Source organism: Acinetobacter sp. WCHAc060025 (assembly GCF_004209355.1).
Classification (GTDB): domain Bacteria; phylum Pseudomonadota; class Gammaproteobacteria; order Pseudomonadales; family Moraxellaceae; genus Acinetobacter; species Acinetobacter wuhouensis.
This window is the reverse complement of record NZ_SGSX01000005.1, coordinates 132,996-150,160: the sequence shown is the minus strand read 5'-3', so window position 1 is coordinate 150,160 and position 17,165 is coordinate 132,996. Positions and strand designations below refer to the sequence as shown.

13 protein-coding genes are annotated in these 17,165 nt (G+C 36.4%); 5 read left to right on the top strand and 8 right to left on the bottom strand.

Translation table 11 applies throughout. The annotated features are described in order from the left end of the window. The first annotated feature begins 198 nt into the window (after window positions 1–198). The 3 genes from EXE09_RS05915 to EXE09_RS05905 all read left to right on the top strand — a co-directional run bounded on the left by EXE09_RS05915 (window position 199) and on the right by EXE09_RS05905 (window position 4,041). Window positions 199–714: a Panacea domain-containing protein gene (locus EXE09_RS05915; protein WP_087552129.1), complete on the top strand. Its 516-nt coding sequence runs from the start codon at window positions 199–201 to the stop codon at window positions 712–714. 30 nt (window positions 715–744) lie between these two features. Then, on the top strand, window positions 745–1,563 hold the full coding sequence (locus EXE09_RS05910) for a hypothetical protein (RefSeq protein WP_087552128.1): 819 nt from the start codon (window positions 745–747) through the stop codon (window positions 1,561–1,563). 282 nt (window positions 1,564–1,845) lie between these two features. After that, complete coding sequence (locus EXE09_RS05905) at window positions 1,846–4,041, top strand: phosphocholine-specific phospholipase C (protein ID WP_130116654.1); 2,196 nt, start codon at window positions 1,846–1,848, stop codon at window positions 4,039–4,041. A 407-nt stretch (window positions 4,042–4,448) separates the two neighbouring features. On the opposite strand, the gene EXE09_RS05900 is transcribed toward EXE09_RS05905, so the two are convergent. The 3 genes from EXE09_RS05900 to nadC all read right to left on the bottom strand — a co-directional run bounded on the left by EXE09_RS05900 (window position 4,449) and on the right by nadC (window position 8,658). Beyond that, window positions 4,449–6,317 carry an LTA synthase family protein gene (locus EXE09_RS05900; protein WP_130116653.1) on the bottom strand — a complete coding sequence of 623 codons (1,869 nt, stop codon included), beginning with the start codon at window positions 6,315–6,317 and terminating at the stop codon, window positions 4,449–4,451. Window positions 6,318–6,468: 151 nt separating this feature from the next. Then, a complete protein-coding gene (locus EXE09_RS05895) occupies window positions 6,469–7,632 on the bottom strand; it encodes a YfaP family protein (protein WP_130116652.1) in 1,164 nt (387 codons plus the stop codon). 180 nt (window positions 7,633–7,812) lie between these two features. Continuing rightward, a complete protein-coding gene (gene nadC, locus EXE09_RS05890; protein WP_130116651.1) occupies window positions 7,813–8,658 on the bottom strand; it encodes a carboxylating nicotinate-nucleotide diphosphorylase in 846 nt (281 codons plus the stop codon). Window positions 8,659–8,795: 137 nt separating this feature from the next. Between nadC and ampD the strand changes: the two genes are divergently transcribed. Continuing rightward, a complete protein-coding gene (gene ampD / locus EXE09_RS05885; RefSeq protein ID WP_130116650.1) occupies window positions 8,796–9,374 on the top strand; it encodes a 1,6-anhydro-N-acetylmuramyl-L-alanine amidase AmpD in 579 nt (192 codons plus the stop codon). A 455-nt stretch (window positions 9,375–9,829) separates the two neighbouring features. Further along, on the top strand, window positions 9,830–11,380 hold the full coding sequence (gene murJ / locus EXE09_RS05880) for a murein biosynthesis integral membrane protein MurJ (protein WP_171478614.1): 1,551 nt from the start codon (window positions 9,830–9,832) through the stop codon (window positions 11,378–11,380). 97 nt (window positions 11,381–11,477) lie between these two features. Here the strand turns inward: murJ and EXE09_RS05875 are convergent, their stop codons facing one another. From EXE09_RS05875 to EXE09_RS05855, 5 genes are all read right to left on the bottom strand, one after another. Continuing rightward, the gene (locus EXE09_RS05875) at window positions 11,478–12,167 is read right to left on the bottom strand and encodes an FKBP-type peptidyl-prolyl cis-trans isomerase (protein WP_130116648.1); all 690 of its coding nucleotides are present in this window, start codon (window positions 12,165–12,167) and stop codon (window positions 11,478–11,480) included. Window positions 12,168–12,210: 43 nt separating this feature from the next. Further along, on the bottom strand, window positions 12,211–12,918 hold the full coding sequence (locus EXE09_RS05870; RefSeq protein ID WP_130116647.1) for an FKBP-type peptidyl-prolyl cis-trans isomerase: 708 nt from the start codon (window positions 12,916–12,918) through the stop codon (window positions 12,211–12,213). Between the two features lie 189 nt (window positions 12,919–13,107). Continuing rightward, window positions 13,108–15,303: a polysaccharide biosynthesis tyrosine autokinase gene (locus EXE09_RS05865; protein ID WP_130116646.1), complete on the bottom strand. Its 2,196-nt coding sequence runs from the start codon at window positions 15,301–15,303 to the stop codon at window positions 13,108–13,110. 21 nt (window positions 15,304–15,324) lie between these two features. Beyond that, entirely contained in the window at window positions 15,325–15,753 is a 429-nt protein-coding gene (locus EXE09_RS05860) for a low molecular weight protein-tyrosine-phosphatase (RefSeq protein WP_130112652.1), read from the bottom strand. Window positions 15,754–15,755: 2 nt separating this feature from the next. Continuing rightward, window positions 15,756–16,826 (bottom strand): polysaccharide biosynthesis/export family protein, encoded by a 1,071-nt coding sequence (locus EXE09_RS05855; RefSeq protein ID WP_227542636.1) that lies wholly within the window; start codon window positions 16,824–16,826, stop codon window positions 15,756–15,758. Window positions 16,827–17,165 lie beyond the last annotated feature (339 nt).

Here is a 17,165-nt window from a genome sequence, read left to right as displayed (position 1 = left end):
TTTCTTAGATTAATAGGATTTAATGTAAAGTATAAGAATGACTATTATTAAATTAGTTAATTCTTTATCTTCACGTTTTGAAATATGAATCCGAGAATTGAAATGAATACTTTCACCAAGCATCGACAATGTTAAGTGTCTTTATGTTCCTAAATTTAATAGGTGAAAGAAAGTTAAATAAAATTTGTGAGATAAATTATGAATAATAAAAGATTAAGCTCAATAGATGTGGCGAATTATATTGTTGATTATGTAAATTCGACTCTGAAAAAGAAAAACTTAACTCCTATCAAGCTACAAAAAATTTTGTATTATGTCTATGTTAATTGTTTAGTTAAATATGAAGTAAGCATTTTTGATGAGAAAATTGAGAAATGGAAGTTTGGTCCAGTAGTAAGCAGTGTTTATCATAGCTTCAAAATACATGGAACTTCTCACATAGAATCGACAGCTGATTCTTACAAGTTTTCTGATAATGCTGATGGTGGATTTAGTTTTGAAATAATTCCATTTGACAGAACTAATGTAGAATTAAGTCCTTTTATTAATGAAATTAATTCTACAATTGTAAAGTATATTGATAAAGGTCCTTTCGAGTTGGTTGAATTAACTCATCAAGAAGAGCCTTGGAAAAAATATGAAAATCAAATTCTTTCAGGTGCAAAGGGGCTTGTATATACAGACCGAGAAATTTTAAATTACTTTAAAAAATAATTTTGTTATGTGGTTATTGTAGGATTAGTAATGGCTGAACAAATAGATATTCTTGATGAATTTCTGAAAAGATTAATTACTAGTCCTGCACAAGAAATTGTTTTAACGAATTTGGTTAATTTGTTTGAACGAGTTATTGATGATAAACACTGTTTACCTAACATTGATATACCATATGATGATATAACTACCTTTATATATGATTTCAAAGAAGATATTAATTTAATTGATCTTGATTCAATGCTAGAAGAACTAGAAAATAGAATTTTACTTATTTATCCATCAAATATTCGAACTGGTAAAAAACATTCGAAGCACCTATGCATTTCAAAATTTAGAACTCATATATTCTTAGCAGCGACACAAAAAATTTATATTACTAAAGTAGCTAGAGAGCTTGCGATGAATGCAGATCAAGTTGCTAAAGAGGCTGGAAAAACAGCTACAGAGGCAAAAGATCAGGCAGATAAAGCTAAAAAAACTTATGATGATATGATGGTAAATTATATTACTATTCTTGGAATTTTTGCTTCAATAATTATTACCATTTTCGGTGGTATGCAAATTATTAGTGCAACAACAGGATTGTTACAAGCTAATTTAAATTTGGCAACATTGATTTTAGTCCTATCTTTTTTATCGGTATTGATTATTTTAATTTTGTCTACACTATTTAACTTTATTTCAAATTTAAAAGAATCCATTAGAAGTAATAAATTTATTTATATTGCTTTAACTTTTTCCACAATAGCTATGCTTGTATCAGGTGCGTATATGTATAACTATAAAAAAAATGACACTCCTAAAGTTAATACAAAGGTATTAATCAAAAGTGAAGATAAAAAATAGGATTTGGATCAAAAAATATAAATTCCATTTATTAATTTTAAACGTCACTAAATTGCCATGAAAGCTTAATTCAATTGTCATTTGAGTTGTATTGACTATCCCTACCTTTAGTTTATGGATAGGACAATGCGAAATTTTCTCCTGATCTGCGTCACGAGTATGAGTATGTTACTCAGTGCATGTAATGACAATAATGATAGCAACGATAACAATACAACACAGCCACCTGCTTCAAACTGCAAAATCCATTGCGCACCATAATAAAAATATAAGGATAGATTCATGAACCGTCGTGATTTTTTAGTCAATTCAAGTAAAACGATTTTCGGTACAGCAGCATTAGCCAGCTTTCCAGCCAGCATTCAAAAAGCCTTAGCAATCGATGCCAAAGTAGAAACAGGAACAATTAAAGACGTTAAACATGTCATTATTTTGACCCAAGAAAATCGTTCATTTGATAATTATTTTGGGACTTTAAAAGGGGTTCGTGGTTTTGGTGATCGTTTCACAATTCCACTCTCAGACAATCGTAAAGTTTGGGAACAGTATGATAAAGATAAGAATAAAATTTATCCCTATCATTTAGATAGTACTCGTGGCAATGCACAGCGTGTGAGCGGTACACCGCATTCATGGACAGATGGGCAATACGCTTGGAATCATGGGCGTATGGGCAATTGGGTACAATATAAAAATCCACAATCGATGGGTTATTACAAACAACAAGAGGTTGAATTCCAATTTTCTCTGGCAAATGCTTTTACCCTTTGTGATGCTTATCATTGTGCGATGCATACAGGTACTAACTCAAACCGTATGTTTATTTGGACAGGTTCAAATGGTCCTAAAGCAGCAGGTGTCGCGAGTGTGGTGAATGATTTGGATGCGATTGGACCATCAACGACGGGCTATGATTGGACAACTTATCCAGAGCGTTTACAGCAAGCGGGGGTGACTTGGAAAGTTTATCAAAACATGCCAGATAACTTTACTGACAATCCTTTGGCAGGTTTTAAACAATATCGCCGTGCTAATGAACAGTCAGGTAAGCCTGTCAATAACAATACAATTTGTCCAGCTTATGATCCAGCAATTGATGCAACCCAGCCCTTATATAAAGGCATTGCCAATACCATGCCAGATGGTGGTTTTTTAGGCTCATTCAAGGAAGACATTGCCACAGGTCAATTGCCTCAAGTCAGTTGGATGATTGCACCTGCAACTTATAGTGAACACCCTGGACCATCTAGCCCAGTACAAGGGGCTTGGTATATTCAAGAAGTATTGAATGCATTAACAGCGAATCCTGAAGTTTGGAGTCAGACGGTTTTATTGGTGAATTTTGACGAAAATGATGGTTTCTTTGATCATGTTCCATCACCGAGTGCGCCATCTAAAGAATTAGATAAAGACACAAAAGTTGTGAAAGTTCATGGTAAATCCACATTAACAGATGAACAGATGTCTTATGAATATGCGGCACATCCTAAAGCATCAGCAGGGCAGCCTAATTTTACCGATCCAACTGTAAGTAATGGAGTTGGTGTCTATGGGCCTGGGATTCGTGTTCCGATGTATGTGATTTCACCGTGGAGTCGAGGTGGCTGGGTCAACTCACAAGTGTTTGATCATTCATCTGTGATTCGTTTCTTAGAACAACGTTTTGGTGTACAAGAACCGAATATCAGCCCTTATCGCCGTGCAGTGTGTGGTGATTTGACCACAGCATTCGATTTTAAAAATCCGAACACTGCCGTAATTCCTGATTTAGTGGGTAAAAAGACCAAGAGTGAGGCAGATGCGATCCGTACTGCTCAAGGATTGCTGCCACAAGTTTCCCGTCCTTTGAGCCAAGTTTATCCTGTTCAACAAACGGGGACGCGTTTCTCACGTGCTCTGCCTTATATTTTACATACCAGTGCCAAAGTAGATGTGGCAAACAAGTCAGTAAAGCTCATGTTCTCAAATACAGGAACGCATGCTGCGGTATTTCATGTTTACGATAAGTTGGATCTAAATGCGATACCACGACGTTATATGGTTGAAGCAGGCAAGCAGTTGGATGATGTGTGGAATACTTCGACAGGACAATATGATTTATGGGTTTTGGGACCTAACGGATTTCATCGCGGGTTTACGGGTGATCTAGCTAAAACTACACAAAATGATGCTTTGCCTGAAGTTCGTGTTTGTGTAGAAGACTGTAGTTCAAAAATCTATCTAAAAGTTCGGAATGACGCGGCAAAAACTGCAAAATTAACCGTAAAAGCCAATGCTTATTTACCAAATAAGACATGGAGCATCGAAACTGCATCGACTGAAAAAGAGTTGAATTGGGATATGGCAGATTTTGGTGGTTGGTATGATTTTACCGTGACCATAGATGGCGATAGTAGTTATAAACGCCGCTTTGCAGGTCGTATTGAAACAGGGAAAGATTCATTCTCTGACCCATATATGGGGTTTATCGAGTCTTAAATTTCAAAGTCTCATTATAAAAATAAGATGCGATATGCACCTTATTTTTTCTTTGTTTTATATGTTGTGAAACTATATATAGTAATAATTTTACATGTTTAAGATTCAGTTTATCTAAAGTACCCAGTAGATACAGAAAATCGCGGAAATAGCTGTGTTTGATATACACATTCTCCAACATTTTGCAGGGTGAAGTATTTAGGATAGTTAAAAATTTTAAAACAATGGTGTGATCATGAAAATTCTGATTTTTCTATTCGCAATGATTACGTTTATGTTAATGGCGAGCGACCCACGCAGAGATTATTTTGAACAAGATGATTCAACTGCGCAAGATAGTGATCAATTACAGCCAGAGCGAAAAAAAGAAGATTCGAAAGAATCTTCTTAGTATTTTTTAAACTGACTTAACTTTTTGTCTCAGGTTTTAAAATTTGATAAGTAAAGTTCTTACCATTCAACACATCCATATTCATGTCCTTGTATTCTTTCAATACTTGCTGTGAATCAAAATCACACGATTTTTGAGTTTGTGTGCCTGTGTTATGCACTGCTTTATAACAAGAACTGATTTTGTTCACAAAAGTATAATAAGGCGACAGCGGAACGTGTGCTGCTTCCAGTACTTTAGGCGCTAAGAAGTGTGCAGCCACAAATTGCCCCTCAAACTGTTTTTTGTCGATTGGAAAGTTTGCCCAAACTGAAAGAGGTGTTTCAAAGAAACGGGTATCTTTTTTCTCGGTTTTCTCTTGTTCGGATTTAAAGTAACCATATTCATCATAGACTTTTTGTAAATTCGGTAAATGGTCACCAAAGAAGATCACGACGGTTGGCCGATCTAAAGTCTTCACATTTTCAATGAGTGCTTTGAATTTATCATCCGCACGTTGCATACCTGTCAAATAAGTATTCAACGCACGTTTTGAATTGTCACTAATACCCTTTTTAGTGATTTTAAAATTATCTTTACCATAACGATCATCACCATACATTGGGTGGTTTTCGACACTGATTGCATAGATAAATTGAGGTTTATCGGTATTTTTAAGTTGATTTTCAATACTGTTATAAATCAAATCATCCGTCGCCCAACCAGCAGCATTAATATATTTAGCACGATCCGCCATGTTGATCATATTTTCAATCGAAGTAAAACGATTGAAGCCCATATTTTGATACACGGCACTACGGTTATAGAAATATTTACCGTTGTTGTGCATCGCTGTCGTTTCATAGCCCAATGTATTGAGATACATCGGCAATGAATAGGTCGGGCGTTTTAGTTTTGAGACATAAGCCAATTCATTATGATTTAAAAAAGTATTTAAACTGGTTAATACTTCAAACTCGACATTGGCTGTGCCGCCACCAAAACTTGGAGAAAGTAGGGTAGATACTTGATTTTTATTGATTGTTGGGGTGATATTGCGTGGAATACTTTTATCCAGTTGTGTTGCATCCCAGTGTGATTCGCTCATCACAAAAACAATATTCGGCAGTTGTTTTTCTGCTGAATTTTCATCAGAAACGGGTGCTGGAGTTTCATTAAACTCCTGAGGTGTTTGATAAAAAGTTTCCACTTCTTTTTCAGGAATCACCTGAGTTTGGAAAATTTTATTATTCAACCCATCGACAGTTTTAGAGAAAAAGAATGCCGAAAAGCCTAAGTGTTTTATGGTTAAATGATCACCGACCCAATCACCACGTGTATTAGGTAAATACAATGAATATTCACACAGTGTCCCCTTTTTAGGCGCGGGACAGTTTTCTCTAAAATTATCTTTAAAATTCGCCGTGATAAAGAATCCGAGTATCGCAAAAGATAAAATACTATTGGTCAGAAGTAAGGGCTTCGTACCTAATTTTTCTTTACGATAGAGGAAAACAAATAAGGCAACGAATACAGCGATTGCGCCAAATACCGCGATTTTTAAAAAAATAGGTGAAGCAATAAAGGTTTCTTTGAAAAGTAAAAAATCATTCGGTACGAGACTTGCCGAAAGGTATTGTTCTTTTTTGATATTGATAAAAGTCAGTAAGAAAATGACAAATTGGCTCAGCAAAATTGTTGCAAAAGTTTTTCTTAGAATTAAATAAAATAAGCTAATCAAGGCATAGTTCAATAAAATTGAAAAGCCGTATTTAAATAGACGTGATTTTATATAGGCTTCATTAAATTGTAAGAAACGAGTGATATCTTCTTGGTATAAGAAAAAAGCAAATACAGATAAAAACGCGACAAGTAAGAATAAAACTTGTTGTTTCAAAGTCTTCATTGGCTAAATTTCAAGGATAGATTGGAAAGCCCAATATTATAGGCTTTCTAACAGCCTTTTTCTATGTATAAATTGGTGATTTTGTAATCGAATTTGATGTATAAATAAAGTGTAAAAACCCAAAGCCAGTAGAGGCTTTGGGTTTTTTATATTAACGACTCACCCGTTGAATTGCTTCATCATAAGTTGGGCTAGGTTTGTACTGATTGGCAAGTTGGTAATGTTGTTTGGCCTGAGCAAAGTCTTGATTATTTTCATAGATTTTGCCCATGTTGTAATGTGAATAGGCACGGGTATTGTCATTGCTGGCAAGGGCGATTGCCTTTTGATTTGCCCAAAGTGCTTCCGATGAACGATTTAACTTTTGATAAGCCACAGCAAGATTACTATAGGTTTGTCCAACATTCGGATTGTAATCAATTGATTGTTGATAAAGCATAGAAGCTTGTTCAAACTGATTGTTTTTATAGGCTTTATCTGCATTTAAATTTAAAGTTTTGGCACGGGCTTGCGCAGCTGCCGAGACAGGAACAATATTTACCCGTGTGCTTTGGCTTTGATAATTGGAAACACTTGAACCCACTTGGCTGGCATTCACCGTTGTTCCTGACATGCGGTTAATGTCCTGAATTTCACCTTCAGGACTGATACGGAAAACCGTCCATAAATTACCGGTTTGACCCGTCGGTACATAATAAGAACGAATTAGCGATTCACCAGTGTACACCATGACTTTGGCTTGGCTATTGGATAAGTTTGTCGTATTCGGTTGTCCACGATCTGAGAAATCATGTACAGAATAAACATAATATTGACCCTCCAAACGTCGATCAATCGTCACGGTTTCAGGACCATATGAATCGACATCATCCACATCAAGATTGGCTTCTAAACCTTGCTTGCGATCCCAGTAAATGTGCTGATTTTTATAACTTAAATGTGAATCTAAATCAGATGGATTTTTACCCCAGTTAAGGACGATACGCATACTATTTAAATCTTTGAGCACAGGACTCAGCGCATAAGTCATACCATCACAAGGGCATTTGGCAACTAATGTTGAATAACCTGATTTTTTGATAATGAGTAAGTTATCAGCATTGTCTGTGGTATTGGCATTCACCGTTGCACGACCATGACTATTACTTGAGCTTGAAGCAGAACGTTCACCATTCTTTTGTAAAATCACTTCGGCATTGGCAATATTTTGATCTTTGATCGTGGCACTGAGCACATGCACATTGATCGCATCTGCATGGCTGAGGATTGGAATTGTAAGTGCTAAGATAGATGAATATAAAAGATGTTTCTTCATTGTTTATTACTCTTCTTTATATGGGGATATTTATATGCGGAAGTTGCATTTTTGAAGATGTTTTGAACAAAATTAACGGATTTTTAATTTTTGCATCGTTATATTTTGTAAGGATTATTTTGAATGATTGCTCAGTTTCAAGCAGCAGCAATGCACTACTTGAAACATGAGCGTATTCACTTAGGCATTAAAGCGCATAGATAAATCAATTGCTTTGACATCTTTGGTTAAAACACCCATCGAAATATAGTCCACGCCTGTTTGTGCAACTTCATTTAAATTATCAAGGGTAATATTACCCGATGCTTCGAGTTTACAGCGCCCCGCCACATGTTTTACCGCGTCAATCATTTGTTGTTGACTGAAATTGTCGAGCATCACAATATCTGCTTTGGCTTCAATGGCTTGATCAAGCTCCTCCCAAGTCTCAACTTCAACTTCAACTGGTTTCCCTGGTGCAATTTGATGTGCTTTGGCAATCGCTTGTGCGATACCACCTGCTGCCATGATATGGTTTTCTTTAATTAAGAAAGCATCAAATAAACCCAAACGATGGTTTTGACCACCACCAATGGCAACCGCATATTTTTGAGCAATACGTAGACCTGGCAATGTCTTACGTGTATCAAGAAGTTTGGTATGCGTTCCATCTAAATATTTTACATATTCAGCTGTTTTGGTCGCTACCGCAGACAGCGTTTGGATGAAATTCAAGGCGGGGCGCTCAACAGTCAATAAGCTACGTGCTGAACCCGCAAGTTTATAAATGGTTTCATTGGCTTTGACCCGATCGCCATCATTTTTAAGCCATGTGATTTCGACATTTGGATCATAGGTTTGGATCAAAGCATTGACCCACGGCTGTCCTGCCAAGATCATATCTTCACGGGTGATAATAGTTGCTGTGGCTTGTTCATCTTCAGGGCTCAAGAGTGCCGTAATATCCGCATCACCAATATCTTCTTGAAGGGCTTGTTGAATATTGATTTGAATAGATTGTTCAAGCAAAGATGCAGGTATGCTCATGGATGTCCCTATCGGTGTAAGCTTCAAAAACTGAGCGCTATATTATCACCGTCCTTTGTAATTTGAATAAGTTTTTATTTTAATCAGATCAGAGTAGACTAGAATTCCAATAGATTCTTGAAAATAGAAAAAACGCTATGCAATCTGCACCGCAGTTTCAGGTCGTAAATGGACAATTAATTGGCGCAAGACAAGTCCCATCCCCCAATTATAATCAACGCCCTGAACATACCGAAATTCAGTTGATCGTGATTCACAATATTAGTTTGCCACCATCACAATTTGGTGGCGGCTATATTGAACAATTTTTTCAAAATCAATTGGATTGGTCATTACATCCTTATTTTCAAACGATTGAAGGGATGCAAGTGTCTACGCATTTATTGATTTTACGGACTGGTGAAGTTCTACAATTTGTCAATTTCAATGATCGTGCATGGCATGCGGGACGTTCAACGTATTTAAGCAAAGTTGAATGTAATGATTATTCGATTGGCATTGAACTTGAAGGCAGTGATGATACTGATTTTGAAGCAATTCAATATCAAACATTGGTCGATGTTGTGGCAACATTACAAACCGCATATCCAAAAACTGATCATCATATAGCAGGGCATTCTGATATTGCACCGGGTCGTAAAACTGATCCAGGACCGCATTTTCAGTGGCAGGAATTTAGACAACAGTTGTCTTTAAGAAAAGCCAATGGGACTTAATCAGCAATTAAACTTAGAATCTGATGTTACGTACTTCAATAAAAGCATCGTTTTAAACTGTTTTGAAGCTTACTTGGCGGAGTCTTACATCAAAAGTTTTAATTTCAAGATTAGCCTTCGGCTCGACCGACTTTTGTTTCGGCAAAAGTCGGCAAAACCATCTTGCGGAGCATTGCTCCTCACCGCAGAACTCGTTCACTTCCGTCAAGTTACTGAAGGCTTCGCAGAAACATTCTCAATCAGAATGAGTCTTGCCTCAAACAATTGCGGATGACACTTCCGCATATCTACTTTTTTTCTAGACTTTTAAATATGATTTTGATGTTACTACGTAACATCAGTTAGAATGAAGTGGATTTGTTTTTAAAAAAAATAAGTAAAATGCCGTGTTGGTTATGATTTAACAACGCAAATTTAAGAATATTTAACTACAATAGCGACTTTATTTTAACTGGGTGAATGCGATGGCGCTGTGGCGATCCACCTTTATTGTCAGTGCAATGACCATGTTGTCTCGAGTTTTAGGACTTGTGCGAGATATGGTTTTGCTCAATGTGTTTGGTGCAGGTAAGGATTTCGACACCTTTGTTGTTGCCTTTCGTATTCCCAATTTTTTTAGGCGATTATTTGCCGAAGGGGCTTTTTCTCAAGCCTTTATTCCAGTCTTAACAGAATACAAGACCACAAAATTACATGCAGAAGTGCAAATTCTAATTAGTCGGGTCTTTGGCTGTTTGTTAACAGTCATGTCCTTACTGACCTTATTTTGTATGATCGCAGCACCTGTGATTTTGTATGTATATGCGCCTGGATTTCATAACGATCCTGCTAAATTTGATCTCGCCGTGGATATGTTTCGGTTAACGATTCCTTATTTGATGTTCATGTCGTTAACTGCATTTGCCAGCAGTATTCTGAATAGTTATGGTTCTTTTGCATCACCTGCATTTTCACCTGTGCTGCTAAATGTAGCGATGATTGCTGGTGCTTGGTGGTTAGCGCCACATATGGCTACACCGATCATGGCATTAGGTTGGGCTGTCGTTGCAGCAGGTGTATTACAACTCGCTATTCAAATTCCTGAATTGTGGAATAAAAAATTACTGATTCCACCCAAAATTGATTTTAAGCATGAAGGTGTAGATCGGATTCTTAAGTTGATGTTACCTGCATTGTTTGGTGTATCGGTGACGCAGATCAATTTGTTACTTAACACGATTTGGGCATCGTTTATGCAAGATGGTTCAGTGTCTTGGTTGTATAGTGCGGAACGTATGACAGAGCTGCCACTTGGATTGATTGGTGTTGCGATTGGTACAGTAATTCTTCCATCACTTTCAGTAAGTAAGGCTGAACAAGACCAAGCAAAATTCCGCAGAATGTTAGATTGGGCAGCACGTGTCATTTTTCTTGTGGGTATTCCTGCAAGTATTGCATTATTTATGCTTTCTACCCCGATTATCCAAGCTTTATTCCAACACGGTGCATTTGATGCACGTGATACGCAGATGACCGCGATGGCATTGCAATGTATGAGTGGCGGTGTATTGGCATTCATGTTGATTAAAGTTTTTGCGCCAGGTTTTTATGCGATTCAAGATACCAAAACACCTGTGCGAGTGGGTCTAATGGCTGTCGCAGCCAATGCGATTTTAAATGTCATCTTTATCGGGATTTTTAAACTGATTGACTGGCAAGCGGAACATATGGCTTTGGCGATTGCTTCTTCAGGTTCAGCATTGGTCAATGCAGGGATGTTATATTTCTATTTGCACAAGAAAGATATTTTTAGATTTGGTGCACATTGGAAAAAATTATTCATCCAATATGCGATTGCAAATGCTGTCATGATTGTTGCATTGTGGATCGGCTTGACTTGGTACAAAGGCGATGTTTCGCAATGGATTCGTATTCTTGAAGTGGTTGGTTTATGTGTACTTGGTGTGTTTGCTTATGCAGTAGCATTATTGGTAACAGGGTTTAGACCAAGACATTTGAAGCATTAATCCAATTCATTTGAAAGTCTAAAAAGTAAAAAACATCGCCTTTGTGCGATGTTTTTTTATTTGAGAATGGTTTAGATTACCAATTTAAATCATAAATTTATGGTAAAACTTTTAACAGTTCAACATCAAAAATTAAAGTACTGTTTGGACCAATGCTATCCCCAGCACCGATTTCACCATACGCCAATTTTGCAGGAATAAAGAAGCGGTATTTTGCACCTTCTTTCATGAGTTGTAGACCTTCTGTCCAACCTTGGATTACTTGACTGACTTGGAATTCAACAGCTTCATTACGTGCGAAAGAGCTATCAAATACAGTGCCATCGAGTAAACGCCCTTCATAATTGACAGAAACTTTTGATTTGGCTGTAGGCGATTTTCCTGTGCCTTGCTGGAGAATGCTGTATTGCAAGCCACTTGGGCGTGTTACTACACCAGTTTGTTTCGCATTATTAGCAAGGAAAGCTTCGCCTTGTTTGGCATTTTCACTGGCAATTTTTTTAAACTCAAGCATTTGTTTGGCTTCACTTTGTTGCTTGTATTGAGCTAAAGCTTTTGCCATTTCTTCATCAGTTAAAGTCGCTTTTTGACCAGAAGAACCTTCTTTAATCCCTTGAATAAATGCATTGAGATTAATTTGTTTTAATGTTTCAGCATTGCTACGCCCCATGACATAGCCATAACTATAACCCAACTGATCTTGTTGGGAACTTTTATTATTAATAGGTGCTGCAAAAGCAGTTGTACAAAGTATGCTTAAGCTGACAGTGATTAGAGTTTTTTTCATAATGAATATCCAAGAAAGGAGAGCGATGCTCTCCTTTCTTTAATTATTTAACTTGAAGTAATTCAACGTCGAAAATTAAAGTGCTATTTGGCGGAATCGTGCCTGGTACACCTTGTTCACCATAAGCTAATTTTGCAGGAATATAGAAGGTTGCTTTACTGCCTTCTTTCATCAGTTGCAGACCTTCCGTCCAACCAAGAATCACTTGATTGAGTGGAAATTCAACAGGCTGTCCACGATCATATGAGCTGTCAAATACTTTGCCATCTAAAAGTTGCCCTTTGTAATGCACAGTTACCATAGAAGATGCTGTAGGTTGTTTACCTGTACCTTCTTTAGTAACTTTGTATTGTAGACCCGAAGCTGTCGTGATCACGCCTGCTTTTTTGGCATTCTCTGTGAGGAATGAATCATTGGCTGAATTGGTTTGTTTGGTTTTTTCTAATTGTTTCGCTTGCATTTCTTTTTGGAATTCTACATAAGCGGCTTGAAGTTCTTCATCTGTGTATATACGTTCTTTCTTGGCATGACCATCGCGAATACCATGAATAAATGTGTTTACATCGACTTCAGGTGGTGTTTGGCTTGCAACTTCATAACCAAGTGCATAGCTAATTTTTTCAACAGGTTTTGCGTTTTTTGACATTGAACTACTGTTTACATCAGCAGGGTGTTGAGTTGCGTAATAAACAGGTACAAGTGCAGCACCACCTAAAATAACAGCAACTGCGATGGGTAAGGCTTTACTCATGAAAATATCCAAATATTAATCTTTTAAGAGGCTAATTTGATCATTAGCATAGACTGAATAAGCATATAACGTCTTCATCATAAACGATATAGTAATCTGATCATGACAACTAAAAATATACAGATTCTAATAACAATAAAAAGCCAGATCTAAATCTGGCTTCACTTAACTATAAATATTTATCCGAGTTTAATCTTCTTTAGAAGAACCATAAGCATATGCATAGTTATAACCATAATTTCCACCTAGTGAAGCTTGGACATCATTGAGAATAATACCGTTAACTTTAGTGCCTGCCTGTTCAAAGCGATTGATGGTTAATTCAAGCTCTTTCATCTGGGTTTTCGCATATCGTGCAACTACAAGATTTACCCCAACAAACTGAGAAATAATGATGCCATCAGTTACTGCAAGTACAGGTGGTGTATCAATAATGATATGGTCATATTGCTGTGATAATAGCACTAGAAGTTCGCTAAAACGGCTTGAACTTAACATTTCAGAAGCATTGCCTTGATTCTTGCCTCGAGCTAAGAAGTCAAGGTTTTTGACTGTTTCAGACTGTACAATACATTGTTCAATTGAACTTTGATTGGTTAAATACTCGGTTAAGCCTGGTGAGGTTTCACGATCAAAATATTTATGTAAATAACCACGACGAATATCTGCATCAATTAAGAGTACTTTTTTATCACCTTGTGCAAAAATTGCCGCAAGGTTGGTTGAGATAAATGATTTACCAATTTCAGGTGCAGGACCAGAAACTGCAATAATATTATTTTTAGCTTTGTTTAAAGCAAAATGAATCGTGGTTCGGATGCTACGTAGGCTTTCAATTGCAACATCTTCACTATTTTTAACAGCCAAAATAGGAATCGATTTTTTCTTTTTCAGTAACTGAACACGGCTTTCTTGAATCGGAGAGCGCGGCACTGTTGCATATACAGGAAGATCCAATTCATTTTCAATACGAGATGAATCTTTGATTCCAGACGAAAGCATGTTGCGGAGTAGCGCAATAAGAACACCAATAAAGCCGCCGACAAAAATTGAAAGAATTAAAACGATCAATTTACGTGGCTTAATTGGTTTAACAGGCTCTATGGCAGTATCAATAACGCGAACATTCCCGATTTCACCTGCTTTGACAATCTTTAATTGTTGGTAACTATTGAGTAACTCAGTATAAAGCTCAGTATTGACTTTAACATCGCGGTAGAGTTGTAGGTATAAACGTTGAGTTTCAGGTAAACGTTTAATCGCTTGTCCAAGTTCAGTAGATTTCTTGCTAATTGCTGCAAGCTGTGCATTGATTTCAGTCATCAAAGGGTGATCTGGAGTATATTTTGCAGAATATTCAGCTTGTTTTTGCTTCAATTCAATTCGCATTTTTTCCAATTCAACATTTTGCTTTAACATCAACTCAGATTCTTGAGTGACATCGACAGTATTATATTGTTCACGGAATTTATTAAATTTGATCTCTGATTCTTCAAGCTGTTTTTTGAGTTCAGGGAGTTGTTGATCTAAGAAACCAAGAGTTTGCTTTGATTCTAAGGTTTTACGTTCAATATTTTGTTCATGATAAGTACTTAAAATATGATTCAGTACTTGAGTAATATGTTCTTGATTATTTCCAGTAAGGCTTAAACCAATGACGCCAGTCATTTTGCCTTTTTCAGAAACAGAGTAGCTCTCTTGTAAATACTTAACCGCAGAAGGAAGAGAAAGTTTGGTTACAGCAATATCTTGTTTAAACGGATAACTGCTATTAATTTGAATATTCCAAATCCCTTTATTGTCTTGTGATTTATTGAATTGATTAAGAGTACCTTTAAAAATAGTTTGCTCTTTATAGCTGAGATTAAATTTATTTTGATCAATAAACTGAATGACTAATTTTTTATCTAAGTAATATTGAGGGACTTCAAATTTGAGGATAGATAAATTGGCTTGGTTATTTTGATAATGAACCGCTTTAGCACTATAGCTTAACTGTGTTTTATCCTTCGAAATTAATTTATGAAAAAAGGTATCTTTAGTATCTTTAATCTGAATATCTAGATTCAAGTCTCGAATGACTTTACCGAGGACAAGTCTAGAATTGAGGATTTCAATTTCTGCATCTGCGGGGGATTTTGCTCCCATGCCCCCAGCGACGTCTTTTAATTGCCCCATTAATGCAGCTGAAGCAGCACTTTTACCATCTTCTACTTGAACTAGAGCATCAGTAGAATAAACAGGCGTTGTTACTCGCAGATAGAGTAAAGCACAGATCAAACTTAAAATGACACAAAGAGCAATCACTTTCCATTGCGCAATTAAAGAGAAAAATAACTCTTTTAAATCAATTGTGTCATCATTCGTATTTGAATTTTGGTTCATAAGTTAACAACTAATTAAAATTTAGAGGTGTGATTGCCAATCTTTGGCATAAGCTTGGATATTTTTACATGTTTCATCAAAAAAAGCTTGATCATGTTTATAAGGGTCGGGCACATTTTGACCTTGCCAATGTCCTAGGCGGAAGACTTTACCTTTGGCGAATGGCCATTTTTGCTCAATATGTTGAGATTGATTTTTACTCATCACCAGAATGAGATCAGCCTTTTTGATGATTTCTGCATTAATTTGACGTGCAGTATGAGTACGCATATCTATGCTGAGGCGATCCATACAGGCAATGGCTTTATCATCGGCAGGATGATTAACCATTGCAGAAAGTCCTGCAGATTCAATATTTAGATTTGGATGATTATGTTTAAGAAAATACTCTGCCATTGGGCTACGACAAATATTCCCTACACATACCACCAGTATATTTTGAATCTGCATAATTACTTCCCTAATTGATCAAAGGAATATAGGGCACTAGAGAATGGAATGATCTGATTCATAATACGTTGCCAACGGCTTAAACCAGTTGCATCTATATAGACAATATCATTTTTTTGCATTGCAAATTGATTGGCTAAAGCTAGGTTTCCAATACTACTTAAATTTAAATGATAAATGGTAGATTGTTTAGTGTTTAAGTCAGTGCGCATCACATAGATACGCGCAGCACTTGCTGTATAGGGATTAATCCCTTCACTTTCACCAAGCACATCACTGAGCGTCATTCCTTGATCGCGTAAGGTTAATGCCTGACTACGACTAGATTCACCCATCACATATAGCTTTTGATCTTGCTTGGTGTTGACATAAATAGTGTCATTCGGTTGAATCAACAAGTTATGTAAAGATAACCCTTGCTGTTCGAGTTGTATAGTATTTAAGTTAAAGGTTTGACCATTTCGAATCAATTGAATATTAGTGTTGTCCCCAGTTTTAGTATCGATACCCCCAGCTTGCCCTAAAGCAGTATAGATACTAATAGGTTGATCATTGAGTGTATATTGTCCACTGCGCATGACTTGACCATTGACAAAATAACGGCGTCCTTCATAAGACAGTACACGAACAACAACATCAGGATGCTTTAAATATTTTGCAAATTGATTATGCAAAAAACGATTTGTTTCAGCTAGGGTTTTACCTGCGATTCGTACAGAACCAATAAGAGGTAGCTGGACATTGCCATTCGGATCAATTGGATAGCCAACAGCTTTAACATTGGTTGCATCTTGAATAGGAGGGGTAATTTCAGGGTAAGCCCAAAGTTGAATCGAGAGTACGTCACCAGCACTTAAACGATAAATATTCTGCTGGTTATGAAAAAGTGATGCAACTTGACCAAAATTTTTTTGATTGATTGTACTGATATTAGGGATATTGTTTTGATTCAATTGAACAACAGAAAGTTCAGCACCTTGGTCAGTTTTATATTGACCTTGATCTGGCAAATCATAAGTTTGAAGTCCAGATGTAATAGCGCAACCAGAGAATGAGACCGAAATTGCTAACATTGTAAAAAGTGATATGCGCGAATGCTTCACATTTAATACCCTTATTTTATATTGCGTTGTTGCTTTGAATCCAATTTTGAAAGTGAATTGTAAGCTAAAAAAGTGAAGAAGGGTATCTTCAAGGCTGATACTAATGTAGTAAAACATAAAACATCGTGTTTAGACTTGTAATATTTTATATGAGCAAAAAAGTTTGTTAAGCCAATATACAGAATGTTACCAAGATTAAGTATTTGTATTTTATTGACTTGGTTTATGATAGGAATTGCTTACTATACTGAGTATAATATTTATTAAATTCAGGTTTTGAAAGTTCAATTTCAAATGAGTCTTGTAAAA